The organism is Acidobacteriota bacterium (genome assembly GCA_038040445.1).
Lineage (GTDB): Bacteria > Acidobacteriota > Blastocatellia > UBA7656 > UBA7656 > Onstottus_A > Onstottus_A frigus.
This window is the reverse complement of the sequence record JBBPIG010000015.1, coordinates 71,863-87,622: the sequence shown is the minus strand read 5'-3', so window position 1 is coordinate 87,622 and position 15,760 is coordinate 71,863. Positions and strand designations below refer to the sequence as shown.

At 57.3% G+C, this 15,760-nt stretch carries 17 protein-coding genes; 9 read left to right on the top strand and 8 right to left on the bottom strand.

Annotated elements, in window-relative coordinates:
* Positions 1-32: 32 nt before the first annotated feature.
* Positions 33-293: a glutaredoxin family protein gene (locus tag AABO57_16875; GenBank protein MEK6287417.1), complete on the bottom strand. Its 261-nt coding sequence runs from the start codon at positions 291-293 to the stop codon at positions 33-35.
* Positions 294-439: 146 nt separating this feature from the next.
* Here AABO57_16875 and AABO57_16870 point away from each other — a divergent pair, with 146 nt between their 5' ends.
* The 3 genes from AABO57_16870 to AABO57_16860 all read left to right on the top strand — a co-directional run bounded on the left by AABO57_16870 (position 440) and on the right by AABO57_16860 (position 3,587).
* Positions 440-1,771: a tetratricopeptide repeat protein gene (locus AABO57_16870; protein MEK6287416.1), complete on the top strand. Its 1,332-nt coding sequence runs from the start codon at positions 440-442 to the stop codon at positions 1,769-1,771.
* Between the two features lie 158 nt (positions 1,772-1,929).
* The gene (locus AABO57_16865; GenBank protein MEK6287415.1) at positions 1,930-3,069 is read left to right on the top strand and encodes a DUF262 domain-containing protein; all 1,140 of its coding nucleotides are present in this window, start codon (positions 1,930-1,932) and stop codon (positions 3,067-3,069) included.
* A 5-nt stretch (positions 3,070-3,074) separates the two neighbouring features.
* Complete coding sequence (locus AABO57_16860) at positions 3,075-3,587, top strand: HEPN domain-containing protein (protein ID MEK6287414.1); 513 nt, start codon at positions 3,075-3,077, stop codon at positions 3,585-3,587.
* A 227-nt stretch (positions 3,588-3,814) separates the two neighbouring features.
* Here AABO57_16860 and AABO57_16855 read toward each other — a convergent pair whose 3' ends face one another.
* Positions 3,815-4,039, bottom strand: a complete 225-nt coding sequence (locus tag AABO57_16855) for an addiction module protein (GenBank protein MEK6287413.1) — start codon at positions 4,037-4,039, stop codon at positions 3,815-3,817.
* An 84-nt stretch (positions 4,040-4,123) separates the two neighbouring features.
* On the bottom strand, positions 4,124-4,363 hold the full coding sequence (locus tag AABO57_16850) for a type II toxin-antitoxin system MqsA family antitoxin (protein ID MEK6287412.1): 240 nt from the start codon (positions 4,361-4,363) through the stop codon (positions 4,124-4,126).
* 134 nt (positions 4,364-4,497) lie between these two features.
* On the opposite strand from AABO57_16850, the gene AABO57_16845 reads away from it, so the two are divergent.
* Positions 4,498-4,722, top strand: a complete 225-nt coding sequence (locus AABO57_16845) for a hypothetical protein (GenBank protein ID MEK6287411.1) — start codon at positions 4,498-4,500, stop codon at positions 4,720-4,722.
* A gap of 29 nt (positions 4,723-4,751) precedes the next feature.
* On the opposite strand, the gene AABO57_16840 is transcribed toward AABO57_16845, so the two are convergent.
* The 4 genes from AABO57_16840 to AABO57_16825 are packed head-to-tail and all read right to left on the bottom strand — an operon-like array spanning position 4,752 to position 7,584.
* Positions 4,752-4,994: a hypothetical protein gene (locus tag AABO57_16840; protein ID MEK6287410.1), complete on the bottom strand. Its 243-nt coding sequence runs from the start codon at positions 4,992-4,994 to the stop codon at positions 4,752-4,754.
* A complete protein-coding gene (locus AABO57_16835; protein ID MEK6287409.1) occupies positions 4,991-5,284 on the bottom strand; it encodes a type II toxin-antitoxin system RelE/ParE family toxin in 294 nt (97 codons plus the stop codon). Before AABO57_16835 ends, AABO57_16840 begins: the two co-directional genes overlap by 4 nt.
* Positions 5,285-5,329: 45 nt before the next feature.
* Positions 5,330-6,322, bottom strand: coding sequence for an alpha/beta fold hydrolase (locus tag AABO57_16830; protein MEK6287408.1), 993 nt, complete (start codon positions 6,320-6,322; stop codon positions 5,330-5,332).
* 17 nt (positions 6,323-6,339) lie between these two features.
* Positions 6,340-7,584 (bottom strand): MFS transporter, encoded by a 1,245-nt coding sequence (locus AABO57_16825; GenBank protein MEK6287407.1) that lies wholly within the window; start codon positions 7,582-7,584, stop codon positions 6,340-6,342.
* 426 nt (positions 7,585-8,010) lie between these two features.
* Here AABO57_16825 and AABO57_16820 point away from each other — a divergent pair, with 426 nt between their 5' ends.
* The 5 genes from AABO57_16820 to AABO57_16800 all read left to right on the top strand — a co-directional run bounded on the left by AABO57_16820 (position 8,011) and on the right by AABO57_16800 (position 15,230).
* A complete protein-coding gene (locus AABO57_16820) occupies positions 8,011-8,778 on the top strand; it encodes a ribonuclease Z (protein MEK6287406.1) in 768 nt (255 codons plus the stop codon).
* A 197-nt stretch (positions 8,779-8,975) separates the two neighbouring features.
* Positions 8,976-10,427, top strand: a complete 1,452-nt coding sequence (locus tag AABO57_16815) for an alkaline phosphatase family protein (GenBank protein MEK6287405.1) — start codon at positions 8,976-8,978, stop codon at positions 10,425-10,427.
* A 98-nt stretch (positions 10,428-10,525) separates the two neighbouring features.
* On the top strand, positions 10,526-12,364 hold the full coding sequence (locus AABO57_16810; GenBank protein ID MEK6287404.1) for an FAD-binding protein: 1,839 nt from the start codon (positions 10,526-10,528) through the stop codon (positions 12,362-12,364).
* A 224-nt stretch (positions 12,365-12,588) separates the two neighbouring features.
* Positions 12,589-14,016, top strand: coding sequence for a tetratricopeptide repeat protein (locus AABO57_16805; GenBank protein MEK6287403.1), 1,428 nt, complete (start codon positions 12,589-12,591; stop codon positions 14,014-14,016).
* On the top strand, positions 13,983-15,230 hold the full coding sequence (locus AABO57_16800; protein ID MEK6287402.1) for a hypothetical protein: 1,248 nt from the start codon (positions 13,983-13,985) through the stop codon (positions 15,228-15,230). Before AABO57_16805 ends, AABO57_16800 begins: the two co-directional genes overlap by 34 nt.
* A gap of 108 nt (positions 15,231-15,338) precedes the next feature.
* Here the strand turns inward: AABO57_16800 and AABO57_16795 are convergent, their stop codons facing one another.
* The gene (locus AABO57_16795; protein MEK6287401.1) at positions 15,339-15,752 is read right to left on the bottom strand and encodes a GIY-YIG nuclease family protein; all 414 of its coding nucleotides are present in this window, start codon (positions 15,750-15,752) and stop codon (positions 15,339-15,341) included.
* Positions 15,753-15,760: the final 8 nt, after the last annotated feature.

Here is a 15,760-nt window from a genome sequence, read left to right as displayed (position 1 = left end):
GATTCCCGCGAGGCAGCGGTTAGAAAAAGAGCTCACTCCTCTTCGACGCCCAGGCGCTCGAGCTCGGCTTGAAGCTTTTTCCAATTAAACGGCTTGAGGCTGAAGATGGTCCCGTCAATGTCGAACGTGGGCACGATCCGCTTTCCTTTGTTGGCTTGCTCGACCACGCGCGCACCCTCGGCGGATTCTTCGATATCAACTTCCTCGTAGAATACTCCTTCGTCGTCGAGGAATTGTTTCGCCTGATTGCAGTCTGCGCTCCAACTGGTCGTGTACAACTTGACTTCGGGCATATCAGCCCTCCCAAGCTGAGCTGCTCAAGAACAGAACGGATTCTACTACGAACGGCAATCTAGTGTGAAAGTTTTTGATACGCCGTGCATTTGCCCTGTTGGTAGCTTGCGGGACCTGCGCTATAATTGCGCTCCGAGGTGGCGATATGTTGGACAAGAAATCTTTCCTCACTACATTTGCTTGCATAGGGTCTCTCGCTGTTCTCATGGTGCTGGCCTCGCCGGCCTTGAGCTTTGGACAAGACCCATCCGGCCGGCCCACGGACACCAAGGGCAAGAAGACTACCCCAAAGGGAAAAACGACGACGAAGACGGAGCCGCCACCGATCACCGTGACGCTCACGGTGTTGAGTGAGCCGCCTGAGTGCGCTGTGTTCGTCAACGGCGAACAGCGCGGCGTAACCAACGGCGAGGGTAAAGTCCAGTTTGAAAAACTTGCGCTGGGCCACTACAGCATCGAGGTGCGCAAGGACGGTTATAACACGTTGACTCGCGGATTCGACGCCGGCACCGAGGCTCCGACGCTGGTCTTCAAACTCGAACCGAAGCTTGATGACTACATCAAAGAGTTCAACGCGTTGCTGGGTGCGGGAAAACTTGCCGGCCCTGAGAGCCCTAACGCGTTCGAGCTTGTCAGCAAGCTGGCGACGTCCTACCCCGGCCGTCCCGAAGTGACAACGCTTAAGAGCGTGCTCGCTGCAAAGCTCGTCGAAGCCCTGCCGGTGCTGATCACTCAAACGGCTACGAACTGGCGAGCCGTGACCCGCGAGCAGATGGTGCGTGCGCTCGATTCAACGACCAACTCGCTTGCCTTTAGGAAAGACGACGTCAAAACGCAGGCGGAGGCGGCATACTTCAGAGGCGCGATAGCGCTGCGCGACTGGCAGACTGCCGGCGCAGGGGGCAAGGGTGAATTGGGACAGGGCGACGCCGGCGCCGCGAGCGGGCCGGCCGCTGCCCGTTCCGAGTTTGAGAACTCGCTGAAGCTTGACGAATCGCTCGCTGCCACGCGTTATCAGTTAGGAGTCGTGATGCTGTCGTCGGGGGACGTACCCGGCGCTGAAGCGACTCTGGTTAAGGTCACGCAGGCCGAGCCTCGATGGGCTTCGGCTTACAACGCGCTGGGATCGGCTTACTATGGCGGGGGCAAGTTTGCAGAAGCGATCGTTGCTTACCGCAAAGCCGCCGAGATCGAACCGAACAACGTCGCGGCAATTGCGAGTCTCGGGCTTGCGCGCGTTATGAAGGGCGAGAAGGACGGGGTCAAAGATATCGAGCGCGCGATGAAGCTCGATGCGAACAGCGCACTGCCTCATCTGAACCTGGCGATAGTTTACTCACAGTCGAAGAGCAAGAAGGACTGGTCCAAGGCGGTGGACGAGTTCAAGAAAGCGATTCAGATGAACTCGCAGAATCTCGAGTTCCAAAACAGCGTCGCTGAGAAAATGCTTGCAGATGTGCAGAAGAAGAAGAAGTAACCGCTGGTTGTCTCTCGCAGTTAGCCGAAGCGAAGCCCTAACAACCCGTCGCACAGCGGAACGACTCGTAGTATTGTATGCGGGATCTTGATCGCTCCGCTGCCTGGATTTTAGGACCCGCTAATTCTTTCGCGGGATTTGTCGAGATAGGGAGGAGCATGTCAGTTAGAGCAACCCGGGCTCGGAAGGAGCCAGCAAGCGACGCACTCATTATCGATGGCGTGTTGGACGTTGATGAGGTCGCCGAGGTGATCCCCTACACTTATGCGATTACGGCATACGGCGCTGACTACCCGGTCGACTTGCTGGTTAGACGGTTGAAGGAAGGCGACATTTTCATACCTCTATTCAGCCTATCAACCGCAACAGCGGACTCTCCTGTACGATTCCAGCGCGAGTACGTTTGGAAGAAACTTCAGGCGGACCGCTTCATCGAGTCGCTCTTGCTCGGCCTTCCTGTGCCCGGCATCTTCCTTGTTAAGGAAGAGAGTGGCAAGCATCTGGTTTTAGATGGTCATCAGCGTCTACAAACTCTGTACTGGTTCTACGCGAATAACTGGGAAGGCGGGGCCTTTTCCTTGGAAGCCGTACAGGATCGCTTCAAGGATCGGACCTATCAGCAGCTTGAGGCTGCCGATCGGCGACGTCTAAATGATTCTGTCGTACATGCGACGATAATTCGGCAGGATGAGCCAAGCGAGGACCTGAGCAGCATCTATCTGATCTTCGAGCGCCTGAACTCTGGGGGCACGTCACTTCATCCGCAAGAGATAAGAGTCGCACTCTATCACGGACGGTTTGTTCAGCTTCTAAGCTCATTGAATGTCCACGCCAGTTGGCGGGCTTTGTTTGGGCGTAAGTCGAAACGGCTTAAAGATATCGAACTCATCCTTCGGTTTTTTGCTCTTCTCGAGAGCAGTAAGAAGTACGCACCGCCCATGAAGGGGTTCTTGAGTAGTTACATGGCTCACCGCCGCAACCTTGACCCATCCCTCGAAGCTGAATTCCGAAGTTTCTTTGAGCAGACATCCGATGCGATTCTTCGAGCAATCGGACCCAAAGCGTTTAAGCCAAAAGGCACGCTGAACGCAGCGGTAGTCGATGCAGTCATGGTCGGCGTGGCCCGTCGCATTACGGCAAAAGGCGGCGCTCCTGACCCTACTTCACTCAAGGCAGCATACAACCTACTTCTTCGTGATGAGAGTTTTCAGGCGGCAATTTCTCGTGCTACCGCGAACGAGGAAAACGTCAAGCAGAGGCTCAAATTGGCAACCTCTTTGATCTCAGGGGCGGAGTAATCCTAATGGGCACGGTTCGTGAGGTCGAACTGCGAAAGCGAAGACTGACGGCGGCTTTTGAGCGAGCGAAACAACTAGCAGAATTATCGGATCCGAGTGAACTTCAGGCAGACTTTGCAAGACATCTATGCGTCCTTGTGTCAGGCTTCGTGGAACGGTCAGTTGCTGAAATTATTCTGGCTTACGCACAAGGTAAGACGGCTACTCCGCTCCGATCGTTTCTCGATGTGTCGTTGAAGCGCCTTTCAAATGTGGATGATGAGCGTCTTCTCCGTATCGTGGGCAGCTTCGACGCGGGGTGGGCCTCTCAGCTTGAGAAGTATTTGGTCGACGAGCGAAAAGCCGCGCTCAACAGCATCATTGGCCTTCGGAACGACATCGCTCATGGCGGGGGTGCCTCAGTATCGTTAGCTCGCGTGGAAAAGTATTGGGCTGCTGTTCAGGAAGTCGTCGATAAGGTCGAAGAGATTCTGTTGCCAGAACCAAGGACCATATCTCCGGCCACGAGGAGAAGGTAGTACGCGGGCCTTCATTCACAAAGTACTAAACGAGGTCCACTCATGAATCCCTTAGCTCGCTTGGATATTGGCGACATTGCGGCGCGGGCTCTTTTTACATAACAGCGAGCGAACGCGCTAACGACGTGCAACGGTCTTGCGCCCCAACCCGTTCAATTGTTGCTCGTACCATCGAGCTGCCTGACGCAGGTCAGCCTTGGCTTGTCGTCTGGTTAAGAGGCGATAGCTCACAGTTCACTGAGAATGTCGTCTCGTGTTTTCGCCCACGGTTCTACGTCGCCCGGATTCTCGTCGTGCTGTTGAACGCGCTCATCGAGGAGACGTCGTTGCGACTCCTGCAGAGGCTCGCTGACAACTTCGTCGGCGACCTCGTCCCACAGCTTCTGGAGGAGGCGGATCTTCTCACTTGGCGACAGCTTCCTAAAGCCCTCGGTAATATCCTGAGCCGACATGCGACAGATCCCTCGCGCAGGTGCGACTAGACTACTGCTAGAATCTTCCTTCGGCAACGCAAAGGTGTAGGTGTGCACGAACTCCTAGCGATTCGCTTGAACGAAAGCCGCGACCGCTACTTTGCGCTGTGCCGCGAATCTTTTGCGATGAAGCTTGATGCGCTCTATCTCGTGCAGCGTCTCAGCGGTTAGATAACTCTCGCCGCAGTGAGGACAGCTAACAATCGGAACATTTTCGATAACTAGCAGGTTATCGCCTTTCCCATAGCTTCTGCTCACGTGACGAACGCGCGCGCCCTCTTTCCCGCAATTATCACAAATCACCAGATCACTCACTCCTGTTCTGAGTACACTGCAATGATAACCAATCTCCCTAGTTCAGCTAGGACTTGATGCATAGATACTAATACTAAGCTAGACTACTCTCCTGCTGGGAAATACAAGCGGAGGGAGTTCAAATGAGTGCATTGGAAGCATTGCAATCTGTTCAGTTCGTCACCGTAAAGGACAAACGTTTTGCTCTCGTAAATGCCGACGACTGGGAAGCTCTCATCGAATGGTTGGAGACGCTGGAAGACGTGGACATCGCAAAGCAAGCAATGGCCGAATTGAAAGCTGCCGGTGGCGACCGTGAAAAGGCGGGTTGGTTAGAATGGCATGCTGTTGAGGCTGAGCTGAATTAGCCAGCTCCTACTTGTTTGGTATTGAACGTCTAACTTAGCTGAGCCTTGGCTTCTTCCAGAGAGATTGTCTTGGTTTGCTTGCCTCGCGTGTCCAGGAGTTTCATCAGCTTCTTGTTTCGCCGCGTTAATTCAATCTCTCGATCAAAGTCATCTATCTCCGCGAGAATGAACTCTCGACCGTCGTGAGAACGCACAATCAGGTTTTCTCTTTGGGCTTGTTCGAGAAGAGTGTTAACGCCTTTGGCTCGCTTGGATACTTTGACTGTCTTCACAGCTCGTATTCCTCCCCGTGAATAAAGAGGGCGCTACCTCTCTTGTAACCGACTGCCTCGACTTTTACAATCCGCGATTGTTCATCGATGTCATAAAACACGCGGAACCTGTCGATTCTCAGTTCCCACTCCGAAACTTGGTTAGGCCGAAGCTTCTTCCTGTTTCGTGTCTCCAGGTCGGGCTCATGCGGAAGCTGCCGTTCGATTCCCTCGATGATTCGATTCCTTTCGTGCTTTCTGAGCGCCCTAAGGTCCTCTATCGCCTCTGGTGTGAACTCAATTTCAAACATTAATCACGTACAGTTCAGCGTGGTCAGATCCCGGAGATGAAATAATTATTTCGCTCCTATCATATCGACGGCGGTTCCGTCGCGGAAGGCCGAATCAAGAAACTGCGCCACTTTGCTGATGTACAGAGATTCATTTGCCTGATAAGCGTGCGCGTGAATCTGCGATCCTGGTCCGTCAACTACTAACAGATCCCGCTTCGAACTCGTTGAAGCGTCGTAGAGCCTTTGCGCTATCTCGGGAGGCATCCTGCGGTCGTGTGCGGCCGCGATGAACAGAATGGGCCGGTCGCCGCTTCGCTTAACTGCTTCGAGCGCGTCACACTGCGAACCGTCGAAACCCGCGCGGCGCTCGATGAAAAACCTCAACTCGTTTGCGATCGGAAACGGCGGAAGGTGCAGGAACATCTTGATGTGATGATCAACGGTGTCCTTGAACGATAGAAACGAGCTGTCTGAAACGACGGCTGCGATCTCGGGAGTCTCGGCCGCCGCAAGCAGAGCGGCCGTCGCTCCCATGGAAATCCCGAACGAAATTATTCGGTCCGTCGAGTGGACCTCTTCGCGCAGATAACGCACCGCCGCTTCAACGTCCAGCCTCTCGTTGTAGCCCAGGCTGACGCGAGCCTTTCCGCTGCCACCGTGATTGCGAGAGTCGTAGAGCAATGCGCCGTAGCCCAGCCGCCATAGTTCCATCGCGCGTTTTAGTAGCTCGCGGCGCGACCTGAAAAGCCCGTGCGAATAGATGATTGTTGTGCGCTTGTCGCGGCCGGGAATCAGCCAGCCGCTTATCTTCACGCCATCCGAAGTCTGGAACTCTACATCCTGGAACGGTGCGCCGAAGGTGGCCGGGGTCTCAGTAAGGTTGCGGTCCATGGGGCGCGTTCCTGCGCCGGTCACCAGCGCGGCAAAACCCCACGGCAACACGCCGAACACAAGGACCACCACGACGACGATCAAAGTTATGACAACGCGCTTGAGGATGCGCCGCCATCTGGAAGGCTTTGCTTTCGGACTTTCAGATTTGTTTGATTGGCTCATGAGTTCACGCTGCCGGTTCAACCAGAATCGGCTCTTTCATTCGGCTCTTTCATGATAAAGATGCAAACGGCCGCGGCTAAGGTCACGATTCCGCTGAACAGCCCGACGGCCCGATAGCCCACGTGATCGTAGAGCTGGCCGCAAGCCACCGTCGCGATGGCGATGCCGATCTGCGAAGCGGTGTTGCGAGCCGCGACCAATGTGCCGCGCGATCGTCGAGGCACCAGTTCCGTCGCCAGCGCTTGCAGTGGGCCCTGTCGAAATGAGAAGGCGAGCGCGGCCGCCATCAAGCACGCGTGCAGCAGGACGCCCCGGCCCAGCGCCGGAATGATCAGCAGCATCGCGGCCAGCAGAATCGTGCTGAGTATTGAGACGCCCCGCTTGCCGACTCTGTCTGATACCGGCCCCGCAACGACCACGCCTATCAGCAGGGCCACGCCGATCAACGCGAACACAAGATCAAAATCGCGAGTCGTAAACTGAAGGCTTTGCTTCAGCCAGGATCCGAGATAGAAAAAGAAGCCGACGAATCCACCGGACACAAAGAACGCCGCTGCGATGGCGGCAACGCGTTCGCGATTGTCGAAGAGCATTCTGATATTGTGAAATCTGCCCGCGACGATCGCCGAAGGCCCCTGATCCGTCATCAGGTGCTTGTCCTCGGGCAGCAGGGCGAGCACTGACAGGAAGGCAACCATCGACAACAAGCCGAACGCAACGAAGCTTATGCGCCAGCCCTGCCACTGCGCGATGTTGTTCGCGATCTGGACTCCCACGACCAGCGCTCCGAAGTAGCCGGCTTGCACTATGCTCATCGCCACGGCCCGGCGCTTATACGGAAAGTAGTCCGCCACGTAAGCAATCGAACAAGTTGAAAAGGTCCCGGCCGCAAGCCCCGTCAACAGCCTCACGCCTGTGAGCACTCGAACATCGGCGACTAGCCAGACCGAAACCAGCGACACCCCGAACAGAATCGAAGCGTATAGCAGGAACCTGCGCCGCCCGAAGCGGTCAGAGAGTGGGCCAACCAGCAATGCCGCGGTCGCCGCCGCCAGCGCATAGGCCGGACCGATCAGCCGTCCGACTTCGCCTTCCTTTAGTCCAAACTCGCGCGCGATGAGAGGAAGCAAAGGCGAGATCATCTGGTGATCGCTGCTGCCCAAAAAGAAAACCAGAAAGAGGATGGCTATTACGACGCCGGCGCGGGAAGGTGAATCTGTTTGCTCGGCCGCTTCGGCTTGCTTAGTCTTCGGTGCCGTCATTCGTCCTTGCGCGCCGCTCGATCCGTTGCTGAGCAGCGTCCATGGATTGACCGACGCCGCTGACCGACTCGTGCGATGCTAGAGTAACGGATAGTCGTGTGTCAACAAACGGGTCAGTTGGGTAGTGTTCTAATCTTGTGTTGGTCAAGTAGGACACTATTAGCGACCGCGTATTTGGACTGCGGTGGCGTCTTTGCGTTGCCACCGCTTTCTGTCGTTTCGTCGACGATAACCAAAAAGCGGCGGCAACGCACAAAGGCCGCCGCAGTCCAAATATTCCGTCGCTCGTCATCGGCCGTGCGCCAGGGCACCTGCAAATATCAACACAAGATTAGGACACTACCGTCAGTTGGTGTTCGTGTGCTGCCCACAACCCGCGTGATAGAATGCGGAGCACTCTTAGCGCACAAGTTCGAGGTAAGCACAGTGAAATTGACGATCCTCGGTTCAGGCACTGTTGTCCCAAGCGGTTCGCGAAACTCTGCCGGCTACTTCGTCGAACTGCCCGATGCGCGAGTCATGATGGACTGCGGAGCCGGAACCGTGCACGCGCTCGCCCGATACGGTTTGCCATGGGATCAGATGACTCACCTGTTCGTCAGCCACTTTCACGTAGACCACATTGGCGAACTGGCTTCTTTGTTCTTCGCGTTTCAGTACGGAATGAAAACCGATCGCAAGGAGCCTTTCACAATCATCGGTCCGCGCGGGCTCGACCGCGTAATGGACGGACTCAAGATGGCGTTCGGCTCGAAACTCTTCGAAGCGAAGTTTCCGGTCAGCGTGAGAATGCTAACGCCGGGCGAGAGGCTTGAACTGGGAAGCGACTCGACGCTTTCGGTCGAGAAGACGCCACACACGGAAGAAAGCCTGGCGGTCAGGATCGAAAGCCGCGGCCGCGCGCTCTGTTACACCGGGGACACGGACTACAGCGAGGAGCTGGCGCGCTTTTTCAACAAGGCGGACTTGCTGATTTCGGAGTGTTCTTTTCGCGAGCCTCGCGAGGGTGTGCCACATCTATCGGTGAGGCAAGCGGCTCGCTTAGCGGCTCAGGCAGGAGCCGCGAAACTCATAGTCACCCACTTTTACTTCGAGGTGAATGAAGGCGAGCTGAAGGCCGAGTTGGAACGCGAGTACTCGGGCGAGGTGATCGTTGGGCGAGACGGATCGGAAATAACCGCTGATCCACGCTGAGTGACCTAACGCGGATTCTCGCTGAGTCTGCGAAAACCAGCGTTACGTCAGTGAGCGTAGGTCAGCGGTTGATTCTCATGTCAGAAACCGAATCCTCGGCAATGAACGTACGCTGCCTCAAACTTGACGCCGGACTATCAAAGCATTAGCTTGGCGACTGTCAGTCGAATCCTCGTAAGGAAGGTAGGCCTTCAGCAATGAATAAACTGTTTCGCTCGAACAGGCTACTCGCAATCATCTGCCTGTTGTTCGCATCGCTGCTCCTGCCGGCGTCACCGCAAGCAAGTCAGAACCAGCCTGCCGCAACGCCGCCGCCCCGGCGCGATGCTCACGTAATAATGATTTCGATTGATGGATTGGTGCCCGATTACTATCTGGAGCCTGCGCGGCTTGGGCTGCGAGTCCCCAGTCTTGTGCAGATGAAACTCGGAGGCGCTTATGCCGAAGGAGTCGAGGGCATATTTCCGTCGGTGACTTATCCGGCTCACACAACCATGATTACCGGAGTGCGCCCGGCCGTGCACGGCATAGTTCAGAACCGGATATTTGAGGCCCCGACTGAGCCTCAGACTCGCGAGTGGTATTGGTTCGCCGAGGCTCTGAAAACCGAAACGCTATGGAGCATCGCGAAGAAAGCGGGACTGATAACCGCGAATGTCGGTTGGCCGGTGACTGTTGGAGCGGACATCGACTACAGCGTTCCCGAGATTGCCGACCCGAAGGAAAATCCACCGACCGGAAAGCGCACTGCTCAGTACTCGACGCCAGGGCTGCTCGAGAAAGCGCTCGCCGGCGGGTCGGGAGGCGACAACACTACCGACGGACGGCGCGCGGCGATCAGCGAGTACATCATCAACACCTACAAGCCCAACTTGATGCTGATTCACGTTATCGCGCTCGACGATGTGCATCACAAGATCGGTCCGCGCACGCCGGCCGCGGCCGCAACAACCGAGCGAATGGATGGCTACGTTGGCCGCATCATCGAAGCTACGCGCAAGGCGGGCATCTTTGATCGGACGACTTTCTTTCTTGTTTCGGATCACGGCTTCGCCGAAGTGACCCGGAAGTTCGAGCCGAACGTCACACTGGTCAAGGAGAAACTCATAACGCTGGGGGCGGACGGAAAGCCTACGGATTGGAAAGCCGCGGCGTGGCCCGCAGGCGGCTCGTGCGCCATCGTGCTGCGCGACCCGGCTGACAAAGAGACCGCCGCGAAGGTGACATCGATCTTCAACCGGTTGGCTGCGAGCAAAGGTCCGATCAACCGGGTGTTGAACCAGGCAGAGATGAAACGGATGCAAGCAGTCCCGACTGCTGTGCTGATGCTGGACGCGGCGCCCGGCATTTCATTCGGCGAAGAACTGACCGGGCCGGAGACTCACGACGCCAAAGACTATCGCGGAACGCATGGTCAGTTGCCTACCCGAGCTGACATGCGCTCGTCGCTGATCGTGTATGGCGCGGGCGCGAGGGTCGGCGCGAAGATGGCGCTCGCGCGAATGATCGATATAGGACCAACCGCCGCCGCGGTTTTGGGATTGAGTTTCTCGAATGCGGAAGGAACACCAATCGCGGAACTGCTCAAGCCGGGAATCATCCCACCGCCCGACCCAAAGCAGAGAAAGAAAAAGACAACGAAGAAATAGACCACGGATTAGACGGATGCGACGGATTTGCACGGATCAGATCAGTGGGAATCCGTCGCATCCGTCTAATCCGCGGTCTATTCGCCTAAGGTTACTCAATGAGGCTGATCGTCTGCATAAAGCAAGTTCCCGAAGTCGCCGAGATTAAGTTCAACCCCGAAACAAACACCATCGTCAGAGAAGGCGTGCCCAACTCGGTAAACCCCTTCGACCGGCGGGCGCTCGCCGAAGCAATTCGCCTGCGCGACGTATGCGGCGGCGAGGTTGTGGTCTTCACCATGGGTCCGCCACAAGCTCGCGACGCGTTGGTCGAATGTCTCGGGGCCGGCGCTGATAGGGCGATACATCTGGTCGATAAAGCCTTCGCCGGATCCGATACGCTTGCGACCGCGCGAGCGCTCGCGCTTGCACTTCGGCGCGAACACTACGACATCATCTTCTGCGGCAAGTACAGTGTTGACGCCGAGACCGGGCAAGTCGGTCCCGAGCTTGCCGAGATGCTCGATCTGCCGCAAGTGACCGGCGCGACCAGGCTCGAGTTGAGCGAAGATCACAAGCACCTCACGATCGAGCGCGAGACCGACGATGGTTTCGAAACGATCGAGTGCGACTTGCCGGTGTTACTGACAGCCGCTGAGCGGCTCATCCGTCCGATCAAAGTCAAAGAGCCTCAACTCGAGGCCGGGCGCGCGAAGCCCATCGTCGAAGTCACTGCCGCCGAACTATCTGCCGATACCAGCATATTCGGATTCTCAGGCTCGCCGACCTGGGTGCAAGAGATCAGGTCGATTGCGCGAACCCGGCAGGTCGAGATGATCGAAGGCGCAAACGCGGAAGAGAAGGCGGCGAAGTTGATAGAGTGGCTCGAAGCGCGCGGCGCTTTGAGCGACAGAACAGATGGACGTGAGATTGAACCGGCGCCGAATGCCACCCTCGAATCCTCGAGCGGAGGTGAAGTGTGGGCGGTAGCAGAGTTGCTCGACGGCAAGCTCCGTCGCGTGAGCTTCGAGTTGCTGGGGAAGGGGATTGAGCTGGCGAGAATGCTCAACGCGCGGCTCGCGGCGTTCGTGGCCGGAGCTGACGTGACCACTCACGCTAAAACTCTGGCGGCTCACGGCGCGGATAGAATCTATCTCGCCGAAGACGAACTACTGACCAGATATACGACTGCCGCGTACACGTCGCTGCTGGCCGGCGCGATCAACAGCTACAGCCCGGCCGTCGTCCTGCTTCCTTCGACGGCAAACGGGCGAGACCTGGCGCCGAGGGTTGCAGCGCGCCTTGGCGTGGGGCTGACCGCTGACTGCATAGACCTCGACGTCAACGAACACGGAGCGCTGGTCCAGCACAAGCCCGCGTTCGGCGGCAACATCATCGCGCTGATCTACTCTCGAACTCTGCCGCAGATCGCGACTGTGAAACCGGGAATGCTTCGAGCCGCTGCCCCTAACCGGTCGCGGACTGCCGAAGTGATCGATGTTGCGATGCCGAAGCTTCTTGATCGGCGGGCGCGCCTGATCGAGGTTCGCAAAGAGGTCCCGCTGGAAGTCGCCGAGCTTGATGAATCGGAGAGAATCGTCTGTGTAGGCACGGGAATCGGCGGACCGGAGAACCTTGTCGCGATCGAAGCCCTGGCGCGAGCGCTGGGCGCGCAAATAGGCGCGACGCGGCGGGTCGTCGATCAGGGCTGGCTTCCACGGCATCAACAGATCGGGCTGACAGGCAGGGTTGTGTCGCCGGCGCTCTACGTCGGCATCGGTGTGCGGGGCGCGCTCAACCACACGATCGGCATCCAGCAAGCGGGCACAATCGTGGCAATCAATATCGACGCGAACGCAGAGATATTTCATACAGCCGACTTCGGCATCGTTGGGGACTGGGCGGAAATTGTTCCCGCGTTAATCGCGCAGCTCAGGCTGCACGAACACAAGCCGTAGACATAACTTGGAGCGCGCCGCCTTCGAGCCGCGAATTGCTTCGACAAAGCATCGGCTGCGCTTTTGGATACTGCCGTCAACGTTGCTACCAAACCAATGCGCAGCCGATTGCTCGATAGATGATACAGCCTGGTCGAGGGCGGCGCAGTCCAAGTAACGCGGACGGCGCCGCCGTTGAAGGCCGATAATGCAGGTGCTATGATCGATCCGAGGTTGTAAGAGCAATGCGTCTCCTGGCCGTAGCAGCTTCGGTTATTTTGGTTGTCTTTCCCTCGCGCGTCGCATTCGCGCAATCGCCCCGCGCCACCTCGGCCGACAGCAAACACAGCGCGGCTGCGGCTTTTGATGAAGGACAAAACGCTCAGCAGCGTGGCGACCTCAACTCAGCGGTGAGGTTCTATACAACGGCCATCGTGGCTGACCCCTCTTTGTTTCAAGCCTACTATCAGCGAGCCACCGCGTTGCTCAAGCTCGGCCGCGAGCCCGAAGCCGAAACCGACCTGAAAAAAGTCATTCAGCTCGAGCCCAGTTTTGCGCGGGCTCATCGCAGCCTGGGACAGATTTGGCTTGATCGAGGACAGACCGAAGATGCCACGCGCGCGCTTGCGCGCGCCGTCGAACTGGACCCGAAACTGCCGGGCGTTCGCGTCTATTTGGCGAGTGCGCTTCTCAAGTCGGGCGAGCCCGCGCGCGCGATCGAGCACCTGCGTGTTGCCATCGAACAACGCGAAGAGGCGCCGCTTGCATACGCGCTGGCCGGAGTTGCCGAGGAGCGGCTCGGAAAATCGGCAGAGGCGTTTGCGGATTACTCGCGCGCAATCGAGCTGGACGCAAACAACGCCACGGCTCACGAAGGCCGCGCGCGTTTGCTGGAAACCCGCGGTGATTTTGCAAAGGCGATCGAAGAATATAGCGCGGCGTATCGCGCTCAGCCTTCACGCGGGCTTGCCGTCAAGCTCGCCGAGCTACACGCGCGCGCGGGCCAGTTGCAGGCGGCGATTCAGCTCTATCGTAGATTGCTCCTGGAGAAACCTGACGACTTCGCGATCCGCGCGGAGATGGCTTGCTTGATGGCTGATAACGGGCAGGGCCAGGAAGCCGAGATGGAGATGACTCGCGTGCTTGCCGCCAAGCCGGCAGACGCGAAACTGTTGGCCAAAGCCGGCGACTTCTTTTTCAAAGAGAAGCCTGCGCAGGCGGCGGATTACTATAAGCGATCGATCGAAGCAGATCCCGGCAACAATCGAGTGCGGGCTCAGTTGGGAGCCTCGCTTGTGCGCTCGCTGCAGGTCGAAGCCGCGTTGCCGGTACTGGGAGAAGCGATAGCTCGCGAGGCTGACAACTATCCCGCGCACGCCAGCCTGGCGACGGCGCATTTTAAGCTGAAGCAATACCCGGAAGCGGCGCGTGAATTCATCTGGATCATCCACGCTCGGCCTGATGTATCGGCCAGCTATTATTTTCTGGCAATCTCGCTGGACCATCTCGGCGACTGCCAGCAAGCTCTCAGGGCTTATCAGGAATACGTGCGCAGGGCCGACCCGGCCGCGAACAAAAACGAAGTCGAAGAGGCAAACACGAGATCCGCCCAGTTGCAGAGGTTGATCAAAGAAGGCAAATGCAAATCAGCGGGCAAGCCAAAAGGAAAATAAACCACCAGACGGGAGGATCCAGCCGGACGAGCAGCGTTGCCGCCGTCAGGTTATTTCGTCTGGTGATGGCCGTTTGTGTGTTCTCGGTAACGGCAGCAAGCTCCCGCGCGCAACTCCCCGAACCTCCGCTGCCAGTGGATCCCAGACCGCTTAGCCAACTGCTCTCGCCGGTTGATAAGGCGTTCCTGGCACAGGCCAACAATCCGAAAAAGCTTGTGGACGCATATCTCAAGATTTCAGACGCGCATCTCCAGGTGGCGGGTAACGCGATCAAGGCCAACAACCACAGCGCGGCTGAGTTGGAGCTGGACATCTACACCAAAGCTGCGGCCGCGGCGTTGAAGGAAGCGTTCGCGATTCGAGAAGGCAAACGGGACCTTGCGAAAAAGGTCGAGCAGACTCTGTACAGGCAAATAAAAATCCTCGAGACGATCTACCGATTGTTCCCGGGCGAGCGCGAAGTATTCGCGGAGGCCGCGCTGAAGCGCGCGAAGCAGCTCCGAGTGCAAGCGCTGAACGAGGCGTTTGCTTCCGGGGATGTGTTGAAAGATCCCGACGAGGAGAAGAAACCTAAGAGCGAACCGCCGCCCAAGGAAGCTCCGGCTAAGAACCCGCCGGCTCCACCACTGGTATTCGGCGTGATGACCTTTCGAAGAAACATGAATTTCCAACGGGCGGCGCTTGCTGATCGTAAGAGTCCGGTCATGAAGCTCGCGGCGGTTGACTTCAAAGCGGGTAGCGCGCACGGGCAAACGCCCGTCGATTACCTGACTGATGAAGAAGACAACCACGTGCGGGAGGCTCAGGCGGCGGACGCGCGCGTTAAGGTTTTCATGAAGATTGCGGACCGCAGGCTCAACGCGATTGTTGGACCGGCGCCGGCGCGCACCGACAAAAAGGATGAAAAGAAAGTTGAAGAAGAAGAGCGCGAATGGGGCGCAGTGCCGAAGGTGAGCCGCGCGGAACTGCTTCGTCACTATGCGCGGGCCATCTCGGAATGCATCGCGAAGCTCGAAGACGCATACGAGCGCAACCCGAAGAGCTCCGCGTTGCCAAAGGCGTTAGCGTTTCTGCGCGACTCGACGGATAAACACTTGCAAACGCTGCGGACACTCAAGCCCGAGTTGAAATCTGAGAGCGAGATAGCCGCGATGAGCGGAGCCATAGAAGAGGCCGAGACCGCCAACAAAGGCGCTCGCGATGGGTTGAAGTGACCGCCCCGACTTTTTCAAAGTATGCGCGCCGTATGGCGCCAAGCCGGCCGGCCTTGGCAAGCTCCGAGTGTCGCACACGATGACTGCTTGCGGCCAGCAAGTCTGGCCTCATTTTGATTGTTTCGATAGCCTGTTCTGGGCAATGAGTCTCAGCATCTCTTCTTTGTCTTTTTTCTTCTCGTTGTATCCACGCTCGCCGTAGGGTTGCACCGTCTCAAGCCAAAACTCTTCCAAGAACGCCAGGTCTGCTCGATAGTCATGAGAGGGCCCTTCCGTAGCCGAGAGCTCATCGAGAATTTCAAAGGTGAAGCTTTCGCTACCGAACTCATTCCAATCGGCCTGAAGTCTCTTGTTCAGATGAGACCCCGCGCTTAGTTGAAATTTCTGCCCGTTGAGTACGCCCGGAAGATTAAGGGCCGTGCCGATGAAGACTTTGTCATTGGCGGTGTTGCGGATCTGGTAGATACCCATCGGGGTATGATTCTGTTGGTACTCTCGTTTCAATTCTTTCTTTTTGTTCACTACGAGTA